The sequence below is a fragment of the Limnoraphis robusta CS-951 genome (assembly GCF_000972705.2).
In genome coordinates this window covers 1-20,605 of record NZ_LATL02000307.1, presented here as the reverse complement: position 1 = coordinate 20,605, position 20,605 = coordinate 1, and the positions used below count along the sequence as shown (strand labels likewise).

Annotated in this window: 19 protein-coding genes and 1 pseudogene; 11 read left to right on the top strand and 9 right to left on the bottom strand. The window is 41.5% G+C overall.

Annotation, left to right across the window (positions count from 1 at the left end; all coding sequences use genetic code 11):
* Positions 1–4: 4 nt before the first annotated feature.
* Together WN50_RS25860 and aroB are read right to left on the bottom strand one after the other, a co-directional pair.
* Positions 5–1,354, bottom strand: a complete 1,350-nt coding sequence (locus WN50_RS25860; RefSeq protein WP_046282256.1) for a DNA methyltransferase — start codon at positions 1,352–1,354, stop codon at positions 5–7.
* Between the two features lie 89 nt (positions 1,355–1,443).
* The gene (gene aroB, locus WN50_RS25855; protein WP_046282267.1) at positions 1,444–2,538 is read right to left on the bottom strand and encodes a 3-dehydroquinate synthase; all 1,095 of its coding nucleotides are present in this window, start codon (positions 2,536–2,538) and stop codon (positions 1,444–1,446) included.
* A 92-nt stretch (positions 2,539–2,630) separates the two neighbouring features.
* Here aroB and petL point away from each other — a divergent pair, with 92 nt between their 5' ends.
* A complete protein-coding gene (petL, locus tag WN50_RS38045) occupies positions 2,631–2,732 on the top strand; it encodes a cytochrome b6-f complex subunit PetL (RefSeq protein WP_456085754.1) in 102 nt (33 codons plus the stop codon).
* A 60-nt stretch (positions 2,733–2,792) separates the two neighbouring features.
* Here the strand turns inward: petL and WN50_RS25850 are convergent, their stop codons facing one another.
* A complete protein-coding gene (locus WN50_RS25850) occupies positions 2,793–5,075 on the bottom strand; it encodes a pentapeptide repeat-containing protein (RefSeq protein WP_049561217.1) in 2,283 nt (760 codons plus the stop codon).
* Positions 5,076–5,577: 502 nt separating this feature from the next.
* On the opposite strand from WN50_RS25850, the gene WN50_RS25845 reads away from it, so the two are divergent.
* Positions 5,578–6,114: an LptA/OstA family protein gene (locus WN50_RS25845; RefSeq protein ID WP_046282268.1), complete on the top strand. Its 537-nt coding sequence runs from the start codon at positions 5,578–5,580 to the stop codon at positions 6,112–6,114.
* A 227-nt stretch (positions 6,115–6,341) separates the two neighbouring features.
* Entirely contained in the window at positions 6,342–7,070 is a 729-nt protein-coding gene (lptB, locus tag WN50_RS25840) for an LPS export ABC transporter ATP-binding protein (RefSeq protein WP_046282258.1), read from the top strand.
* A gap of 26 nt (positions 7,071–7,096) precedes the next feature.
* Here the strand turns inward: lptB and WN50_RS25835 are convergent, their stop codons facing one another.
* Positions 7,097–8,239 carry an RNA-guided endonuclease InsQ/TnpB family protein gene (locus WN50_RS25835; protein WP_046282259.1) on the bottom strand — a complete coding sequence of 381 codons (1,143 nt, stop codon included), beginning with the start codon at positions 8,237–8,239 and terminating at the stop codon, positions 7,097–7,099.
* Between the two features lie 105 nt (positions 8,240–8,344).
* On the opposite strand from WN50_RS25835, the gene WN50_RS25830 reads away from it, so the two are divergent.
* Positions 8,345–9,523, top strand: coding sequence for an LptF/LptG family permease (locus tag WN50_RS25830; RefSeq protein WP_046282260.1), 1,179 nt, complete (start codon positions 8,345–8,347; stop codon positions 9,521–9,523).
* Positions 9,524–9,572: 49 nt separating this feature from the next.
* Positions 9,573–11,369, top strand: a complete 1,797-nt coding sequence (locus tag WN50_RS25825) for a hypothetical protein (protein ID WP_046282261.1) — start codon at positions 9,573–9,575, stop codon at positions 11,367–11,369.
* Here the strand turns inward: WN50_RS25825 and WN50_RS25820 are convergent.
* Positions 11,366–12,613, bottom strand: coding sequence for a hypothetical protein (locus WN50_RS25820; protein ID WP_046282262.1), 1,248 nt, complete (start codon positions 12,611–12,613; stop codon positions 11,366–11,368). The genes WN50_RS25825 and WN50_RS25820 overlap by 4 nt on opposite strands.
* Before the next feature lie 272 nt (positions 12,614–12,885).
* On the opposite strand from WN50_RS25820, the gene pgl reads away from it, so the two are divergent.
* From pgl to WN50_RS31550, 5 genes are all read left to right on the top strand, one after another.
* Positions 12,886–13,605, top strand: coding sequence for a 6-phosphogluconolactonase (gene pgl, locus WN50_RS25815; RefSeq protein WP_046282263.1), 720 nt, complete (start codon positions 12,886–12,888; stop codon positions 13,603–13,605).
* A 158-nt stretch (positions 13,606–13,763) separates the two neighbouring features.
* The gene (locus tag WN50_RS25810; RefSeq protein WP_046282264.1) at positions 13,764–14,519 is read left to right on the top strand and encodes a double zinc ribbon and FHA domain-containing protein; all 756 of its coding nucleotides are present in this window, start codon (positions 13,764–13,766) and stop codon (positions 14,517–14,519) included.
* A gap of 158 nt (positions 14,520–14,677) precedes the next feature.
* A complete protein-coding gene (locus WN50_RS25805) occupies positions 14,678–15,139 on the top strand; it encodes an FHA domain-containing protein (RefSeq protein WP_046282269.1) in 462 nt (153 codons plus the stop codon).
* 111 nt (positions 15,140–15,250) lie between these two features.
* Positions 15,251–16,021 carry a PRC-barrel domain-containing protein gene (locus tag WN50_RS25800; RefSeq protein WP_046282265.1) on the top strand — a complete coding sequence of 257 codons (771 nt, stop codon included), beginning with the start codon at positions 15,251–15,253 and terminating at the stop codon, positions 16,019–16,021.
* Positions 16,022–16,144: 123 nt separating this feature from the next.
* Positions 16,145–16,636, top strand: coding sequence for an FHA domain-containing protein (locus tag WN50_RS31550; protein WP_063847420.1), 492 nt, complete (start codon positions 16,145–16,147; stop codon positions 16,634–16,636).
* A gap of 16 nt (positions 16,637–16,652) precedes the next feature.
* On the opposite strand, the gene WN50_RS25790 is transcribed toward WN50_RS31550, so the two are convergent.
* From WN50_RS25790 to WN50_RS32800, 4 genes and pseudogenes are all read right to left on the bottom strand, one after another.
* Positions 16,653–17,795, bottom strand: a complete 1,143-nt coding sequence (locus WN50_RS25790; RefSeq protein WP_046282266.1) for an ABC transporter ATP-binding protein — start codon at positions 17,793–17,795, stop codon at positions 16,653–16,655.
* A gap of 44 nt (positions 17,796–17,839) precedes the next feature.
* Positions 17,840–18,085: a hypothetical protein gene (locus WN50_RS25785; protein WP_053221601.1), complete on the bottom strand. Its 246-nt coding sequence runs from the start codon at positions 18,083–18,085 to the stop codon at positions 17,840–17,842.
* 76 nt (positions 18,086–18,161) lie between these two features.
* Positions 18,162–19,382: an RNA-guided endonuclease InsQ/TnpB family protein gene (locus tag WN50_RS25780; RefSeq protein WP_049561229.1), complete on the bottom strand. Its 1,221-nt coding sequence runs from the start codon at positions 19,380–19,382 to the stop codon at positions 18,162–18,164.
* Positions 19,383–19,467: 85 nt separating this feature from the next.
* A pseudogene (locus tag WN50_RS32800) lies at positions 19,468–19,635 on the bottom strand (HD domain-containing protein); the annotation flags it as partial.
* 131 nt (positions 19,636–19,766) lie between these two features.
* Here WN50_RS32800 and thyX point away from each other — a divergent pair.
* On the top strand, positions 19,767–20,489 hold the full coding sequence (gene thyX, locus WN50_RS25775) for an FAD-dependent thymidylate synthase (RefSeq protein WP_046282070.1): 723 nt from the start codon (positions 19,767–19,769) through the stop codon (positions 20,487–20,489).
* Positions 20,490–20,605 lie beyond the last annotated feature (116 nt).

Sequence of the window (20,605 nt, the reverse complement as noted above, 5' to 3'; positions counted from 1 at the left end):
CTTTCTATTCCTTGGTCAAGGTGACAATGGATTCTCTTAATTTTTCTGTATGTCGTTGAGGATTCTTTTGCCACTTGTCACCTCTTTGCCTCAAAATATCAATTTTGTAGCTGGAAAAGCCCACCACAACTCCTAACTCTCCAATCAATTCATCCGTAGGTATATGGACTCCATAGGGAGCCGAATCTCCTAATACAAAAATAGCTTTTTTCCCGGGCTTTAAAACACGATAGCAATCTTTTAAAACTTCAAAAATATCATTAAAGTATCCGGCAACCACTAAATCATAATTCTTTTTTCCTCCTTTAGTTAAACGGATTGTTCCGAGTTTTTCTATTGCTGATTCAAGAAAATTGTAGATATTAGGTGCATGATCTTGTATTTCTTGTGAAAGAATATAGCGAGAATCTCCCCGAGATGTTTGCGTAGTAGCAGAAGTCATTAATTTTCTTCTAACTTGTTGAGTTAGATCTGCCCAATTTTTGGCATCACCCCAAAAATACATTTCTAATCGGGTTCTATCTGCATAGTCATAGTTGTTTAAATAAGGAGGCGAAGTAAATATGTGATCTATACTATTTCCTTGAATAAAGCGTTCAGTGTTTTTGGAATCTATATTCAACAAATGATGTTCAGACAAAAGAAAGTTTTTATCAACTTCTCTTAGCATTATTTCTATATCTTTAACCATTTTAAAGCTATTGATTTTAAATTCTGAAAACACATCTTTATTCTGAGATGTTACTTTGATTTTACTAGGAGCGATATAAGGCCAACCTGTTGCAGCAGTGGAAACCTGTCTGAGTACATGAGTTAAAGATACCAGTAAAAATTCTTTGATTTCAGAGCTTATATCAGAATTTAACAATGAATCTCGAATTAACAATAAATCAAACAAGCTACTTTTATGATAGCATTTTATAACTAATTCTGGAAAAATTTCGTCTAAAATTGTTGTGTCTTTAATTTTTTCTTTGTTTTCATCAATTAATAAAAAAAGTTGTTTAATCGCTTTTGTAACTTCTTTTATTTCCAAATCCCAGTTTAATTTAGCTTGTGCTATTCTAAAAACAAAAGGATGAGCATCACATCCATAGGAACTAACACCAAACTTTTTAGCAACGACATTAGTTGTACCAGAACCCATAAAGGGATCATATATAACTTCTAAGGGTTGAATTGTACATTGCTTAATGCTGAATTCAACAGCTTTATATGAAAAACCGGCTGGGTAGGTAAACCAGCTATGAATAGGAGCTTTTAAGCTATCTTTAAATGTTCCCCAAGCGGATGTATCTAAGCTATCAGTGCCAACCTGATCTTGTTCTTCTGGAAATAAGGAAAGCTGTTTCATGTAATTTAATCTTTGCCTGAGCATTAATAATACCATATAATTGCTATAGTGTTATCAGCTTAACAAATATTTAGTAATCAAGCCAAATTTTAAAACATTCCTTGCAAAACCTCTCGAATCACCTCAGATGAAACTTGATCGGTAATCGTCACAACACCAATTTCTGTCGGTAAAATAAACCGCACTTTTTTATTTTCTACCTTTTTATCCAGTTGCAACGAGGCTAAGATTTCATCAATATTAATTCCGGTGGGTAAGGTTGTCGGTAAACCTGCTTTTTGAATTAACGCCCATTGACGGCGATCGCAATCTTCATCCCAAAGCCCTAATTTTACTGCAATTCTACTCGCGGCAACCATGCCAATTCCGACGGCTTCCCCATGCAAAACGGTTGTATATCCCGTTAAACTTTCTACCGCATGACCAATCGTATGACCATAGTTTAAAATTGCCCTGAGTCCTAACTCTTTTTCATCTTTACTGACAACTTCAGCTTTACTTTGACAAGAGCGTTGGAGAATTTCTTGTAATAATGAAACGTCAATAAACTGCATTTGATCGAGGCGTTGGGCTTGTTCTAAATGGGTAAACAATTCAGCATCCCAAATCACCCCATATTTAATCACTTCCGCCATTCCCGCCCTAAATTCTCGTTCCGGTAATGTCTTTAAGACAAGCGGATCAATAATCACCTTTCGAGGTTGATGAAACGCCCCAATTAAATTTTTCCCTTGAGGATGATTAACCCCGGTTTTCCCGCCGATAGACGCATCCACCATCGCCAACAGTGTTGTCGGAACTTGAACAACATTAATCCCCCGTAACCACGTCGCCGCAGCAAACCCCGTCATATCCCCAATGATACCCCCACCTAAAGCAATCATCGTTGAAGATCGTTCGAGGCGGTGTTCTAAGGCGATATCATAGATCTTTTGCAGGGTTTCTAGGGTTTTGTATTGTTCCCCCGCCGGAAGGGTGCTACAAGCGATCTCAAAGCCGAAGCTTTCCAAAGCGGTGATCACCTGTTGTCCATAATGGTGAAAGATCTCGGGGTTTGACACAATCAAAACCTTTTGACCTAATTTGAGAGGCGTGATCAATTCTCCCAACTTCTCTAAACTTCCCGGCGCGATCGCAATATCGTAGGAAAGTTGTTCTAAATTCACCCGAATCACAGATTCCATTGTGTCTCCCTCATCAATTTGCCCCAGCACAGATGTATTCTAGCTCACCTCATGTTTCAATAGGTATGATGATGTTTTATGGAGTCAAAAGAATGACTGTAGGTGCAGTGATCGCTTATGCCGGAATTTACGTCGCTGCTTTAGCGGTTGCCTTTGGGTTTCTGTTTGCGTTTCGTTTGATTAAGCTGATCTAGTTAACCCTAATAGCTTGACAATAGAAGAGACGTTCTCAAGAGCGTCTCTTTTTAGATTTCCTACTGTCTCAATTTTAAATACCGAAGAACATCATCCGACAGCCCCGAATTGTTGCCAAACTTAGCCCCTTTAACGATCGCATCAGTCACGTTACTCCCGAACAAGTTAGCGCCCAGCAGATTGGTTTTGAACAGTTTCGCCTTGCTGAGATTGGCATGGCGAATTTGAGCATAAGTGAGATTAGCATTACTCAGATCAACTTCAATCAGTTTAGACCGTGTTAAATCTGCATGGCAAATTTGCGCGCCCGTCATTACGGCTCGGGTGAAGTTAACCTGACGTAAAATGGCAAAATTCAAATTAGCCTCGCTGAGATTGGCGTTTCTCAAGTTGGCTTCGCTGAGATTGGCGTTTCTCAAGTTAGCGCCGCTGAGATTGGCTTGAGTTAAATCAACCCGAGAAAGATTTGCGGCTTCTAAATTGGCTTGCTGAAAATTGGCTTGACGTAAATGGGTATTCGAGAGGTTAACGCCACTGAGGTTAGCACCTGTCAAGTTGGCATCTTGGAGGTTAGCACCTTTGAGGTTGGCGTAACTGAGGTTAACTCCGGTTAAATTGGCTCCCCTGAAATTAACATTTTGCAAATCGGCACCGCACAAGTCAGCATAACTCAGGTCAGCAGCATTTAAGCTAGCATTGACGAGATTAGCGTGAGTTAATTTAGCTTGTCGGAGATTTGCCAAATCTAGGGTCGCTTTTGTAAGATTAGCGTTAGTGAGATTAGTCTTGTTTAAATCAGCCCGTCGTAGGTCAGTTCCCACAAGACTAGCATGGCTTAAGTCTGCTTCTGTGAGATTTGCGACTAATAATCGGGACTGATCAAGAATTGCACCACTGAGGTTTGTACCGCTAAGGTTAGCCAGACGTAAGTCTAGTTTAACGAGTGAGATTTCGCTGAGATCACTGTCTCTGAGATCGGCACCCCGCAGTTCGAGACTACTGAGGTTAACACCTTTAAGATTGGTTCCTCGCAAATCCAGCCCTTTAGATTGACAGAAAAGCCGACAAGAATCGAGGTTGGCGATTAGGGTTGTTGATTCTTCTTCTTTGACTCTAACGAGGTGAAACTGGAGGTTTTCCGTAAAAATTGTGAAGACTAAATTCAAGACTTCTAGAAAGTTAATCAGACGCTGACATTGTTCTTCTTCGTGATCTTGATATTGCTGAATCAGTTTGGAGATGCACAGTTCTAAGTAGGTGCGAGCCGAACTACAAATCAAGACAATTTTTAGAAGTATAATCACCAGGGTTAGGGGATTTCCCTGGGAATTTAACAATGTAAAAATGGCAGAGGGGGTTTTATTATCTTCGGTTGTCAGGGTTTCAATTAGACGGTTACAGGTGCGGATGATTAAGCCTTTATTGATCATCCGGGGTTCATAGTGGGTATAGAGGGTATCGAGTTTTTTGTTCAATTTTTCCCGAACTTTATTAATGGGGAATTGATCGCTACCCGAAAGCATTAAATATTGCGGTAAGGTCTTTTTAAATTCGGCATAATTTAGGTTTTGAGTGTCTCGGAGAAAGAGTTTTGCTTGTTGGGTATAGCTGGAGACTCTCTGGGCTGATATGGTTTTTTTGATCAGTTGAACGACATCATCTCCCAACTGGGTGGGGTTAGAGCGTTTTTCACTCAAAATAGTTGTCGTCGAGTTTGATCGCGCCACATACATGGCTAAATCGAACTTATATTTGTCTTTAAGCTGTTTTGATAAATTTCGAGCAAATTCTTTTTGTTCTTTGGAGTTTTGTTCGTTGTTGATATATTCGGGAACGAGGAGATAGGAAGTATAGCGATGACTCCAATCTTGTTTAGATTTTAACGCACAGTTTTTGATGGCTTCATATTCTGAACTTTTAAAGAAATTCCGCAACCAATTTCCTAAGCGATGCAAATTGGGAGAAATGGCAATGCTATCATCTTCTTTCCTGTCTTCTAATAGAGCGATCAGTTTTTGGACAAATAGATGTTTTCTATTGATATACCAGTTGTTGATCAGAATATAGCAAACCCGTTTGAGAGTATTTTTAAAGATGACTTCCTGTTTGGAATCAACTATCCGATTAATCCCTTGTTCGACACTCTGGCTTTCGGGACAGCATAGATGAATAAAAATATTTTCAAATTCATCTAAAACTTTTTCGGGTTCCCACTGATGAATATGCTGGATAAAAAACTGATAAATAACCTCTTGATCAATTTCCGGATCGGCTATGCTGAGATAACCATCGGAATAAGATTCCGTTTTACAATTGTTAGTAGAAGTACATCCGTTTGTCATGCTGTCCTGTTGTCTAATGAAACAACCCTCTCACTTGAAAAACAAACTCTAAGCACCCAATTAAAACCTCTGTTCAAAACAGTACAGAAAACCCGATCTCCAGCCTTAATCACGACTTTAGTTGATCCGATAAGTTTGAAGATACTGTAAAACCAAGCCCCACTCGACAAGAATAGGCCTTGTATGTTGAGACTTTGGTGTTAAACCGAACTTTAGTTAACTTAATGATAACTTCCTAGAACATTATACCTACTAGATCTACACTTAGAATAATATTTTTCAAATCTGCATAGGAAAAAAGTTAGCCGTACACAGTTATAGCGCTACGCTCCGGCAAGCGCTGGTGACTGGTGACTGTAAACTGTCTCCTGCCGGATCGCACGATGACGGTGTTGTATCGAGTACAATAGGCAACACAGGTCTGTCTATAAATTCCACACCGTCAGAACCTTAAATGGGTCTGTTGTCGTGTCCTTTGTGTTCTGCCAATACATTATTAATAATGCCTCTTGCTAAATTACTCAACTTAAAAATACTACGTTTAGCCGTTGCGCTGTTACTGCCTGGTGCTTTGAGCGGTGCGATTCTGACTGAAAATTTTTTCAATCCAGCCATCAGTAAAGCTCAACCTGCTCCGGCGGCTAAACAAGACCCCTCGACGGCGATGACTGTTCGCTCTGATGTTCAAGAAGCTGATGCGAACACAGGAATAGTCACAGCACGGGGTAATGTTCAAATTAACTATCCCGCTCGTAATCTGCAAGCAACCGCCGCTCAAGCCCAATATTTCAGTCGAGAACGACGAATTATATTGAGTGGAAATGTTTTCATTTTGCAAGAAGGGAGTAGTATTCGAGGAGAAACCGTAACCTACCTGATTGATGAAGGTCGGTTTATTGCACTTCCGGCTGGAGGTCAACAGGTCGAATCAATTTATATTGTTCCTGACGACGGAACAGAGACAAAAAATGCTGCGGTTGAACCGTTCAACCCCAAACCCGCCTTTAAAAATCCATTTAGCGCTCCGGCTGCTCCCTAAGTACAAATTGAGTCATCAAACTCGGAGGTTTGAGTGGCGGGTTGCTTCTCAGGTGAGAGCAGAAAACTGCCGAAATTGTCTTGAGTCAGGCAGTAGATATTTGGTGAGGGGCGAATTGATCCCAGAGTTGATCCGGAGTGCGACTTTTCAAGTCTAGATCTTCTACTGGGCTTACGCCTCTGTTTGTCTCAATTAACCGACATCGGCGGTTGAAAGGTTCGTCAGTTATGAAGATTGTACTGGAGAATATTCACAAGTCCTACGGAAAACGCACAGTGGTCAGTCGAGTCAACTTGTCGGTTTCTCAAGGGGAAATTGTCGGCTTACTTGGCCCGAATGGGGCGGGGAAGACAACTACATTCTATATCGCTACCGGACTAGAAAAGCCCGATCAAGGTAGTGTCTATCTCAACGAACAAGACATTACGGCTTTACCCCTTCACAAACGAGCGCGACTGGGGATTGGTTATCTGACACAAGAAGCGAGCATTTTTCGTCATTTAACTGTCCAAGACAATATTCTATTAATTTTGCAACAAACCCAAGTTCCTCGTCATTTGTGGCATTCTAGACTGAATACTCTCTTACGGGAGTTTCGCTTAGACAAGATTGCTCATACGATGGGAAATCAAGTCTCAGGAGGGGAACGACGACGCACAGAATTGGCTCGGGCCTTGGCTTCGGGGGTGAGACTGCCGAACTTTCTACTGCTGGATGAACCTTTTGCTGGAGTTGATCCGATAGCAGTTTCTGAAATTCAGCAAATTGTCGCCCGACTACGCGATCGCCAAATGGGGATTTTGATCACCGATCACAATGTTCGCGAAACGCTCAAAATCACAGATCGAGCCTATATTATGCGAGATGGACAAATTTTTGCCTCGGGTTCGACCGAAGAACTCTACAATAATCCTCTAGTACGACAATATTACCTTGGTGATAGCTTTCAATTGTAAACTACCCAGGACCAACGTGAAAGCACTTATGGCAAAGGCTCTATCCCTAACCCATTCCCATCCTCTAACTGACAGAAATAGGTCGAGATTTCAGGCAGGTTTACAACTGCCCCAAGTTGAGCAATATTCAATGCTCCATTAAGATCAGCGTCATGTTCAAAACCGCAAAAACCACACTTAAACACTTTTCCCTGACGGTAAGACTTTCCCGGTTCGGGGTGGATGTGGTGGCATCTCGAACAAGTTTGGCTGGTGTATCGAGGGTCAACCCAAATTACTTCGATTCCGGCAATACGGGCTTTGTATTCGGTGAACAATCTCAACTGATAGAAAGCCCACCTATTGATTTCTGTTCGGGTTTTCCTTCTAACTTTCGTTCTCAGCCGAATGCCCGACAAATCTTCAAAAGCAATTGCCGAATTCAGTTTTTGAGCAACTTCAATGAGTTGCTTGCTGATGTTGTGATTAACCCATTTTTGAAATCTCGATTCTTTCCCGGAGAGCCTTCTGAGGAGCCGTTTGGCAGACTTAGTGCGTTTGGATTGAATCGAAGCGCGAACCTTGACAAATCTGTTTCGGACTTGCCTCAACTGCGTTCCATCCCAAGACTTTCCCGTAGATGTGGTTGCAATATCTCTCAGTCCCAAATCAACTCCCAAAACTTTCGGGGTTTTCCTTTTGGGTTGAGTCGGAACTTGAACGACAACATTGATATAATAGTTGCCATTTCTGCTTTGAGAAAGTGTGGTACTGGTGGGAGATTGACCCCGAAGCAGGGCGATTTGATAGCCGCCAATTTTCAAGTCAAAATTCACACGTCCCGACTTCAGTGTTACGCCTACTTTTTGCTCGGATTCAATATATTTGAACGTCCGAGCATCAAGACTGATGCTAGTGGGTCGAAACTTGTGAATTTGTTTAGTGGCTTTGCGCTGGTTCACCACGCGGCGAATTGCCTGACAGACGTGATTGGCTTTCAGTCCCGTTGCCTCTCTAACCCGCTTGTAAGTCAGGTGATGCAGTTTGGTGGTGTTCCAACAGTTGTTTTCTTTAGCTGTTTGCAATATGCGGTTACAAGCGTCGGAAAAACCCGCCAAAGTCTCGTTGACCCGTTCGGTCAACTTTGGTGGGACTATCAGCTTGCATTTTACCGTGATTGCTTGATTCATCCCCCTATGGTAACTCATCTGGGGAAATGTACACAACATGGAGCGGCATTCCTCCCAACGCCAACGTGCAAACACTTATGGCGTGGGTCTCAGGCCGAAATTTAGATGAAAACATCAATTTCCAAGTCTATTAGTTCTTTCAAATTTCCCAGTGTTTATCTATCGATTTTAGATCGCTATATCATCACTGAACTGATCGCGCCTTTTTTATTCGGCGTGGGATTATTTACTTCAGTAGCCCTTTCTATTGATACGGTTTTTGACTTAGTTCGTCAAGTCGCTGAATCGGGCTTGGATGTGGGAATTGCCATCCAAATCTTTTTGTTAAAAATGCCTGAGTTTCTCGTCTTGTCCTTTCCCATGTCAATGGTGCTGACGACGTTAATTGTTTATGGGCGAATGTCAAGCGATAGTGAAGTTACTGCTTTACGAAGTTGTGGAATTAGCATTTATCGGTTGGTGATCCCGACGCTAATTTTTAGCTTGTTTATTACCGCCTCTATGTTTGTGTTTAATGAGTTAATTGTTCCGGCGACGAACTATCGGGCTTCAATTACTCTCGAACAAGCCTTGCATCAAGATCGGCTTCCGGTTCAAGAAGATAATATTTTCTATCCTGAGTATCGTCGTATTCCTATCGAAGACTCGGATGAAGAAATAACGATTCTTGTGCGTTTGTTCTATGCTCAAGAATTTGATGGAAAATACATGAATGAAGTGACGATTTTGGATAAATCTCAACAAGGTATCACTCAAATTATCTCCTCTAAATCAGCCGTTTGGAATGGCAAACAACAGAGTTGGGACTTTTTTGATGGTACGGTTTATGTGATTGATCCTCAAGGCTCTTATCGTAATATTGTACGTTTTGATCACAAAGAGTTAAAATTGCCTCGTGTTCCCTTGGACTTAGCGAGTCGTAAACGACGCTACGATGAGATGAATATTGTTCAAGCTCATGAATATTTAGAACTGATGAAAAATAGTGGCAATGAAAAGATTGTTCAGAAAACTAAAGTTAGAATTCAGCAAAAATATTCCCTTCCTTTTGTTTGTGTGGTATTTGGATTGTTGGGTGCGGCACTCGGTTCTCGCCCTCAACGAACAAACAGAACCACCAGTTTCGGCATCAGTATTATCATTATTTTCTCTTATTATCTCCTAGCATTTATCTCGGGTGCTATGGGGCAGAAAGCGATTATCAGCCCTTTTCTTGCGGGTTGGCTACCCATCGCTATTGGTTTAGGAATATCTGGATTCTTCTTGTATAAAACATCTCGTTAACAAGATTTACCAATCGCTCAAAAAAATCAGGAGTGTGTGTCGGTTAGGTATGTTAAAAATAAAACGTTTCAATCCTTTTTTTCGTCAATGTATTACGGCTTTACATCAATCTTTAACTACCCGCATAACTTCTCTTTCTCATCCTCATGTGAGATTCTGCTTCATCCTAAGTCTGGGAATTGCCGTTTTCTATGGGTTGTTATCGATGCAACAGGCTTTTAGCGGTGAATATGTGATTCAGGATGATGCCAGACAACACGTTTTTTGGATGCAAAGATTTATCACTCCTGATCTTTTTCCTGAAGATTTAATTGCGGATTATTTACAATCTCTTGCGCCTTGGGGTTACACAATCTTTTATAAAAGTCTAGCCTTTTTAGGAATTAATCCTCTAATTGCGAGTAAAGTTTTACCGTTAATTTTAGCCTTAATTACGACAGTTTATTGTTTTGGAGTCAGTTTACAATTCCTCCCGATTCCGGCTGTTGGTTTAATCACAACATTAATTTTAAATCAAGGATTATGGATAGAAGATGATCTCGTTTCTGCGACACCCAGAGCGTTTGTCTATCCTATCTTTTTTGCGTTTTTATATTATTTATTGGGGAAATCCTTATTTCCTCTCCTAATTACGATTGCTTTATCCGGGTTATTTTACCCACAAATCACGTTACTTTTTTTAGCTATTCTGACGTTACGATTGTTTGAAAAGCGAAATAATAAAATACTACTTTCTCCCCTAATATTTAACCGTTTGGCTTGGTTAACAGGAGGATTTATCGCAGTTTTTGTTTTGCTTCCCTACAAACTCAACACGACTGAATTTGGAGAGATGATAACAGTTTCTCAAGCAAAATTAAGACCCGAATTTTACCCTTTAGACGGGCTGTTTGGACGGGCTTTTTTCTTTCACGAAAATCCGTTTATTTACTGGTTAGTCGCGCCTCAGACGGGTTTACTGTTTATTGGTCTTGTCACCCCATTAGCTTTGTTTGGCTTCGCATTACCGTTTTTACTCAAACAAACTCAACGCTTTCCGTTGACTCAACAAATTTCTTCAGAAGTTAAAATTTTAGGACAAGTGCTTTTAGCGTCTTTAGCGTTATATTTTTTAGCCCATGCTGTTTTATTCCAACTTTATTTTCCAACTCGCTACACTTATCACAGCTTCAAAATTGTGTTAATCTTAGCCGCAGGTTTAGCCGTAACGTTAATATTAGAGACGCAACTGAGAACCTTAATTCAACTGATGGAAAACGGTTTTACGCGCTATCAGTTGATGCTATCGGGATTAACACTTTGTTTAGGAATTTTGCTGGTAACTATTCCTTTTTTACCCGGAGTCACACTACCTAACCAACTGTATCGCACAGGTAAAGAACCGCTAATCTATGAATTTCTCCAGAAACAACCGAAAGAAACGTTAGTCGCTACCCTATCAGAAGAAGCCGATTTTATCCCCACTTTAGCGCAACGTTCAACTTTAATTGCACTTGAATATGACTACCCTTATCATAGCCGATATTACACTCAATTTCAGCAACGTTTACTCGACTTAGTGAATGCTCAATATAGTTCAGATTTGCGTGAAGTTCAAGACTTTATCCGTAAATATGGAGTTGATTTTTGGTTGATAGATGGAGAAAGTACATTCAAAGCGGATTATATTTCAACTCGGGTTTTAATTCGACAAGTGGAGTTAGTAAAGCCAATTGTAGAAAAGATTGAACAAGGACAAGTGTTTGTCCTGTCAACATTAGTTGAAGGTTGTGCAGTCGTCAAAAGCGAACATCGACAATTACTCGATGCTCAATGTATTTTACAACAAGGTCAAAACAAAGCTTAGGGATTGGCAAAGGTGTTAATTTCACCGCCTCCAATTCGGCGTCCGGGAACGGGACGAGGGGCTGAAAAAGGACGCTGATTCATTTGATTAAATTGATCAGCTTGAGTATTTTGAAGGAGAGTATTTTGATTAACTTGATAATTTTGGGGATTGACTAAACTGTTGTTTAAAGATCCTGTCGTGGGAGTAGAAGAAGCATTATTCGGAAACGGAGTCCCAAAAGAACCGTTAGCGTTAGGAACTCCATAGGAATTATAAATGCTGCGGATATCAGGCGTTACTGCGGCACCTGTTCGTGTTGGCGTGGGGGGAATAATCGGTTGAGAGGGAATAACAGGTTGAGTGATAGAAATATTAGTTTGATAGGGGTTAATTGTCGGTGTAGGAATTGTTGGGCTTGTTGGAGTTGTGGGGGTACGGGGAACAATCCAAGTGGCTTGGGGAACGGAAACCGACGGCTGAGTGACAATACTTGTCGGAGTTGCGGGTAAACCCGGACTGTTGGTAATGTTGATTTGAGACGAGTTTGAGTTCAAAATCGGAGTCGTGGGATCAGTGGTAGTGGAAGATGAATTAGAACTTTCAGGTTGAACTTGTTCTTGAGTGTATTCATCCATCGCCGCTTGTAGAGGACTCTGGGCCGATGTCTCTCCCTCAGCCCCAGCAGCACTGGGATAATTAGCCTCGAAGATCACGGGAGGCGTTACGTTAGGACTGCCTTGAGGATATGCTGTCGTAGAAGATGGAGTTTGTGAAGTGGGATTGAAATTCAGGGGATTATTCAGGTCAGAAGAGGTTGGTGCAATCGGAAAATCAGGTAAAGTGTTAGGGGATGATTCGGGTTGCAACAGGGGATTAGAGGAAGTTGTTGGCGTCGCAGATGTATTCAAACGAGATTTACGAAGCTGATCAATAGCCCCGTCACCTGCGGTAATCGGAGTATCAATCGGATAGGGTAACAGTTGTGGGCCTTCTAATTGTTTAATCAGAACGGCGGAACTGTCAATATCGGCGGCGATCGCTTTTTCTTCTTCAGAAAGTCGATCATCGAAATTAGCGGAATTGGAAATGGCTTGCTTGAGATCATCTAACTCAAACCATTCAGGATGTTCTGAAACTTGCCAGATAAAACCAACAACCACTGCGGTAATGCCGACAGGCCCCCAAAATCGCACTTGGGTGAGTGGCTTTAGTTTGCTGGTGAGAGCGCCTATAGATTCAAAAATTTGCAAAAAGATAGACATCGGTTTAGTTTGTGTTACAGCAGGATTGAAGAAAATATTAGAGTTCTCGTGCAGCTAGCCCTAAGCTGATAACCTCAATTTATAACCTAGTCTTGACTTTATTGATTTGCTATCGTCACTCCAATCGGCTAGCGAATTGAACCCCAACAGTCCTATTTTAACCGTTTGTTTTGTTGAGGGCGAGGTTCGATCAAATGCAGGGGTGAAATCCTTGAGTGATCAACAATTCCTGCTAACCCATTTCTGTTATTGTCGAACTTGATGTAAGGACTATGCAAAAAAACATTGAAGTTTTTCCCAGCCGTGATCAACTGGTTGAGCGGGCATTAGAGATTATTTTGTCCAAAATCGAACCTGCAATTCAGCAGCGAGGACAGTTTACTCTAGTATTAGCGGGGGGAAGTACGCCAAAACCTCTGTATGAAGCGTTGGCGGCTCAAAATTTACCCCTAGATAAGATTCATATTTTCTGGGGAGATGAACGCTACGTTCCGGCAGATCACCCGGATAGTAACGAAGGTATGGCACGTCAGGCTTGGCTAGATCGAGTTGAGTTTCCGGCGAGTAATATTCACCCGATGCCGACTTTGGGAAATGATCCCCAGGCGGATGCTCGTCAGTATGATGCGGAGTTGCAGCAATTTTTTCAAGTCTCAGAGGGAGAATTTCCGGCTTTTGATGTGATTCTCTTAGGAATGGGCGATGATGCTCATACGGCGTCTCTATTTCCCCACACGGAAGCTTTAAAGGTTCGCGATCGCTTAATTGCGGTGGGTGAGAAAGCGGGTCAACCGCGTCTGACATTTACGGTGCCGTTAATTAATCAAGCTGAATGTGTGATGTTTTTGGTAACAGGGGCGAATAAACAACCTGCATTAACTCAGATTTTTGCTGAAACGGCTGATGAAATGGCTTATCCCTGTCGCGCTATTCAACCCCAAGGTGAACTTTGGTGGTTATTAGATGAAGCCGCAGGTCAAGTGCTTCAGTAAACAGTCACCAGTCTTGTAGGGGCAATTGATCAATTAGCCCCTACCAATTTACAGTTATCAGCCCTCAAGCCTCTTCCCTGTTCGCTGTTTTTAACAATTTCATCACTGATAGTGTCTTGAGGTGTCAAAATTGTAAGTAGCTGACTACAGAGGAAGTGATGATTGTTTGTCCGAATTGCAATCACCAGAACCCGGAGGGAGCGACTCAGTGCGAAGCCTGCTACACTCCTTTACCGACAACAACGGCTTGTCCAAACTGTGGTGCTGCTGTTCAAACTGATGCGACCTTCTGCGGTCAGTGTGGCTATAATTTGCAGCCCGCAGCAGTACCCTTGGAGGAGCCAGAAGCCGCTTTACCGACTGTGGTTTCCCCACCACCTGCTCCTGTGACACCTGAGCCGTTGGTTACACCCCAACCGAATATCTCAATTATCCCATCGGTCAGTTTAGAAAAATCCAATCCCAATCTGGATCAGGCTGTGGTTTTACCGGAGGCTACAACCAGTGAACTGACCAGTCCTGTGAGTTCGGCGATTTCTGGGACGGCTGTTGAAACAGTGGCAAGTTCAAATACTCAACTGCAAACCCAGTCTGCTCGCTTACTTCACATCCAAACGAATGTGAGTTTAGAACTGCCTTCAAATTTGCCTGTGATTCATTTGGGTAAGCCCAATGATTTGGTTCCACCTGATATTGATGTTTCCGGTTTCCCCAACTCCGAAGTCGTATCTCGTACCCATGCGGATATTCGCACAGAGGGGGATGCTTATTATATCGAAGATGTTGGGAGTTCCAATGGGACTTATATCAATAATATTCCTCTGACGAAGGGAAATCGACATCGGTTGCGACCGGGCGATCGCATTTCTCTCGGAAAAGGTGACTTAGTTTCGTTTATCTTTCAACTCTCCTGAGTCGATTTTGAAGGGGAAATGCCTGATTTTGAACGACACCGGAAGAGAGGGGACTGTGAACACTAACCCGATCAATCAGTAACCGTAAGGGTTCAAAATCTGGGCTAAACCTTTTAAAATTAGGCTTGGGTGCTTTACTTAAACTGAAACCTTTCAATGTGATTACCTTAACTTTGCTTCATCCCAACCAATCTATCCCTGTTCGTGTTTGGACTTTTGAACAGGAAGAGGTGATTCGGATTGGTCGTTCTGTGAAAAATGACGTCGTTTTGTATAGTGCCGTAGTCTCCCGTTATCATGTTGAGTTAAGACATCAAGGGAAGTCTTGGACTGTTGTTAACTTGGGGACAAATGGCACCTATCTAGATGGCCAACTGATTCAAGAATCGCCGATTTTCGATGGACAAATCATTCATTTAGCGATTTCTGGGCCAAAAATCAAGCTGAATATTCCCTCTGATAAAGCTCAACATTTATTGAGTCGAGTCGGAATTATGCAAAGACAAATACAAACAGTTGATCATTCAGAAGCAGGAGTTAAAATTAATCAAATTCCATCCTCAACTTCATCAGAAGTAATATCCTCGCAGCCCGGTGAAGATATCACCCAGACTGAGTAAGACATAATTTAGGTTTTTTATGTCTTCCCAACCCCGCTATTGATCTATATCAAAAAATTTAAGAATGTTGTGGAAATTGAGTTGTCAAAAAGTAGTATGAGGGCTGGCTCTATGAGTACCGAAATCAAGGTGATTAAACGCAGTGAGTTAATCAATCGATTAGTGCTAGAACGTAAGACGGTTGAAGATTTAGGTCGGGTTGAACAACTTTGGATTAATCCTCTGTTCCATCAAATTGTTGCTTTCACCTGTAAATCAGGACTGATCGGAGGTCAAAAACGAGTCTTTACTTGGGAGAATATTACCCAGATTGGTGAAGATGCGGTTCTCGTCAATCGGAGTCCCTCAGAAGCGCCTGAGAAAGCCAAGAAACCGGAACAAGCGATTCATGGGATGGGTCACGAAGTTTTGACGGATGCGGGCAATAGATTAGGAACGATTGTCGATTATATTTTTGATCTGCAAACAGGTTTTGTTAAGTGTTATCTCTACACTTCTCAAGGTTTACGAGGCGTGTTAGATGGAGTTTATATTCTGCCCTCAACGGCTATTTCTAGTGTAGGAAATAAGCGGATTATTGTCTTAGAAGCTGCTCTCAAAACACCTCAACAATATTCAGAAGGTTTAGGTCAAAAAATGGGTCAAGCCGCTGAGTTCTTCCAAGATGACTTTGATAAAACTCGAGAACATCTTGAGGGATTGAAACGGACTGCTCAAAAAATAACGAAAGGAAAACCGGAAGAAATGCAACAGATCCAAGCAGAAATCATCTCTGAAGACATGGTTTCAGAAGATGCACAACCTAAAATTCTTCCGGCGATGTCTGAGGAGACTCCTACTGATCAAAAGAATTCCGAACATTCTTCCTCAAATGAAGTTTAAGTTTTGGAAAAATTAACAGGAATGTTCTTTAATCAACTTAGATCGATTTTGAAGCCGACAAAAGGAGTAACCATTCTACTTGAACAATTTGTATATACTTGTATTCCCGTTTTAAACCTATAAGTGATTACTCTGATTCTCATTCACCCTACTCAACCTATACCAGTCAATCGATGGACTTTTAAGGAAAAGTCAATTATTCGGATTGGCCGTGCAAAAGATAATGATATTGTGATTTACAATGCTGTTGTTTCTCGTCATCATTTAGAACTCTGGAATCGAGAATCGACTTGGGAAGTGGTGAGTTTTGGTACAAACGGAACTTATCTGAACAATCAGCCTCTAAATCAATTTTTTATTAAAGATGGAATGGTGATTCGTCTCGGACATTCAGGGCCTAGATTGATGGTGAAATTGAGTTCAATCGGAGTGAATGAAAGGGTTCAATCTCAGATAGAAGAACCGACGGTGATTTCTCATGTGAATCCCGAGGTGTTGGTCGTTCAAAACCCTCCTGAGATTCAACAGCAAGAAGTTTTAGAAGATGAAGAATTAAACCTAGAAGACGATGATGACGAAGATAACTCAACCACAACGATAGAATTTTTAGAATAGTATTTCCCAAGCTGAGTTAAGCGTACAATGTTTCTCCGGTATCGGGAGCGAAAATAATCCCCTGATTTAAGTCAAGTTTAACAGAAATAAGATCCCCGGGTTTTAAACGGATTTCGACTGGAGTGATCAATTGAATTAACGTTTTAGAAAACTCGGAATTGCTAGATACAGGTAAACTGGCTCGAACTAATGTTTCTCTTCCTAAAGGTTCGATCACATCAACTTCAACGGACAGCAAAGCTTGATTGCTTTTCCGGCTTACTGATTGAATTTCTTCTTCGCGAGGATTAGATGTCGCCAGTTCAATATGTTCGGGACGAATTCCTAAGTTAAAATTTTGTCGCTCTGTTGGATGGAGTTTCTCTTGGATTTCTACAGGACAGTTGAAAGACTGATTTCCAATCCAAAAGATGCTATTTCCATAGGTTACGGGTAAAATATTCATGGGTGGATTGCCTAAAAATGTGGCAACCATTTGATTAATCGGTTTAGCATAAACGGCTTGAGGTTCGCCAATTTGTTTAATTTTTCCTTGATCTAAAACAACGATTTTATCGGCGAGTGTCATCGCTTCGGTTTGATCATGGGTGACATAAATTGTGGTAATCTTTAACCGTTGATGTAACTTTTTGAGTTCGGCTCGGGTATCATCTCGCAGTTGAGCATCCAGGTTAGAAAGGGGTTCATCAAGTAGAAAAACCTGCGGTTCTCGAACAATCGCTCTCCCTAATGCGACTCGTTGTTGTTGTCCCCCTGAGAGTTGTTTGGGCTTGCGGTTGAGTAAGTGATCAATGGATAGCGATCGCGCAACTTTGTGAATTCTATCCTGGATCATTTGAGATTCAACCTGGCGCATTTTTAAACCAAAAGCCAAGTTTTCAGCCACCGTCATATGAGGATACAACGCATAATTTTGAAACACCATTGCGACATCTCGTTGACGAGCGGGAATTTCATTAACCAAACGATTATTAATATAAAGATTCCCGCTTGTTGCTGTTTCTAAACCCGCTATCGTCCGCAAAATTGTAGATTTACCACAACCGGAAGGCCCTAAAAGTACCCAAAATTCACCATCGGGGATTTCCAAACTAATATCCTCAATAGCGGTAACATTATTATAGACTCGGTTGATTTTTTCTAAGCGAACATTTGCCATCTTTTTCTTGAAACTTAGGGATATAAACTGATACAATAGAGAAATTAAAGAGTAAGTTTATCAGCTAGATTTGATGAACTTGCTAACTGTTCAAGTTGAGAGACTGTCCGTTCTAATTCTTCAATGAGAGGTGTTGTTTCTCCCTTTTGAAAGGCTACAACTATCGCTCGATAATACCAAAGGGTTCCGGCTTTTCCGCCTGTAAATCGCTGCCAAATCGCTTCCCCAACTTGGCGATAATCTTGTACAATAGAACGGGCGTTATAAAGTTGATCGGAAGCCGAAACCAAACGAACTGAAGGCGAAGCTGTCGGAAGATGGTCAAGTTGACATCCTCTCCGCCCTCAAGGACGGAGATTCCAAACATCACTGTCTGGGTTTCCTCTTTCGACGAGTTGACTTACTTGATTGGGTTTCCCCGCCCAAGCAGAGATCAGTCTCTCGGGAGGCGTTGATTTCCGTCTGCCCGACGGTATTTGATAGTTGTTTAAGTGCAGATTTTAGAATATTTTTGGCGGCATTTTCGTCTCGGTCTGCTACATACCCACAGTGAGGACATTTATGAGTTCTCGTACTGAGAGTTTTGACAACCTTTTCACCGCAATTTGAGCAGTTTTGAGATGTGTATGCGGGTTCAACTGCTACAACCGGAACCCCATAAATTCTCCCAAAATACTCCAGCCATTCTCTAAATCTGTACCAAGCAGCATCATTAATTGATTTAGCTAAATGATGATTTTTAACTAAATTGCGTATCCGTAGGTTTTCAATCGCTACCAAGTCGTTAGACTGTATGACGTGTTGGGCCTGTTTACAAACCCAATCATTACGTCTGCGTGAAACTCTTAGATGCGCCCTACCCAAACGATTCCTTGCTCTTTTGCGGTTTTGACTTCCCTTGTTTTTTCGAGATAATCGACGTTGCAGCTTTTTAATTCGTCGCTCATCTTTTCTTAAAAAGCGGGGGTTGTCTATCTGTGAGCCAAAAGAATCGGTGTAGAAATGGTTTAAACCGACATCCAAACCTGTTTGTTTGTTACTGAGTTCTTTGTTTTCCTCTCTGGTATGATCGATTAAAAATTGAGCATAATACCCATCGTGTCTTCTAATCACTCTAACCCGTTTAATTTGTTGGAGTTGATAGAAGTGTAAATCTCGGCTACCCCAAAGTTTAAATGTACCCGCTTGAAACTTATCTAAAAACGTTAAATAACGTCTATCTTCTGAAAGTTTCCATCCCGATGTTTTGTATTCAACAGATGCTCGGACTTGGTACTTTTTAAACTTTGGAAATCCTTTTTTCCCCGGTATTTTTTGCCGACATTTTTGATAAAATCGTTCAATGGATGCCCATGCTCTTTCCGCCTGTGCTTGTCGAGCCATAGAATTGAGTTGGTTTACCCAGGGAAAACTCGGGTTGTCTGACAGCAGTTTGCAGTAGGCATAAGCGTCGTTACGACTTTTGATTTGACCGTCTATCCATGCTTTAATGATGCTATTACGGACGAATCGACCTGTACGGATAGCTTCGTCTAGCCTTCTGTACTGGGCAACAGTTCCTTGTAGCTTCATTTCGTAGACAATCATGTTTATCATTGTCGAGCCACGATAAACTATTGTAGCATAAAACAATCCGTCGTGAACGACCTTGCTCTAAACCTGCTTCTCTTGGTAACAATGCTGCGATCGCTTCCGACTCGTTAGCTCCGTATTCTAAGGCAATGCTGGCGACTCCCAACAAATGCGCCACATAAGGAACCCCCGAACCTTTACGAACTTGATCGGCGTGGAGTTCACAGGCGTAGACGAGTGCTTGACGAAAACGAGAGGATAGGATCATCTTTTCTGCTCAATCTCCTCTTAAAATAACATAAAAGATTTTACTAAAAATCATTTTCCTGATATTGTTAAACATGGTTTTATTTTTTAGATAAAATTTTAGAAAATTTAACGATTTTTGGGATAAACAATATGGATAAATTTCGAGTCGAAGTCATCGCCCAAACCCCGAACCCCCAGACCGTCATTTATGCAGCGATGCACCAAGATTATTCTGATCAATTTATCATTGATGAACGGGATCAATGGCCGTCAGAAACAAAATGCGGTGAGATTATTGTCAAGCGATTGTTAGCGGGAGATAGAGGACATTACGGCCCTTTAGAACACGTTCAAATCGTGTTGAATTGCGGCTATTTTCCCCATAGCGTGATGCAGCAAGCGCGTACACATCGGGTAGGAATTTCCTTTGATGTTCAGAGTTTTCGGTACACGGGACAACAGTTTCTAGAAGTTTTAGAAGGTAAAAAAGATCTCGAAGACGTTTTTTATCTGCGTCCGGTTGGCGACTATACAAACCGACAAGGCAAAAAATATTACTACTCTCTAGAACAACGTCAAGCTGATTTAGACTGGTGTTTAGAAGCTGTAAAACGCTATCAAATTGACTTTGAAAACGGAATGTCTGAAGAACACGCTAGAGGGAAACTTCCCTTTGATTATCGTCAACATTTTGTGGTCAGTTTAAACTTGCGAACCTTGCTACATTTTCTGGATTTACGCTATAAAAAAGATGCTCAACTGGAAATTCAAAAACTTTGTGAACTGATGTGGCCTCATCTGGAAACCTGGGTGCCAGAAGTTGCAGCATGGTACAAAACAACTCGCATGGGAAAAGCCAGACTTTCGCCCTAAATTCCTGATAGAATAAAGGTTAATCGTGTTGATAGTGGGAAAACATAAATAATTGCTGAACCCGCCCCTACATGACTGGTCACTGATAACTGTAAACTGTAAACTGTGTAAGAGGG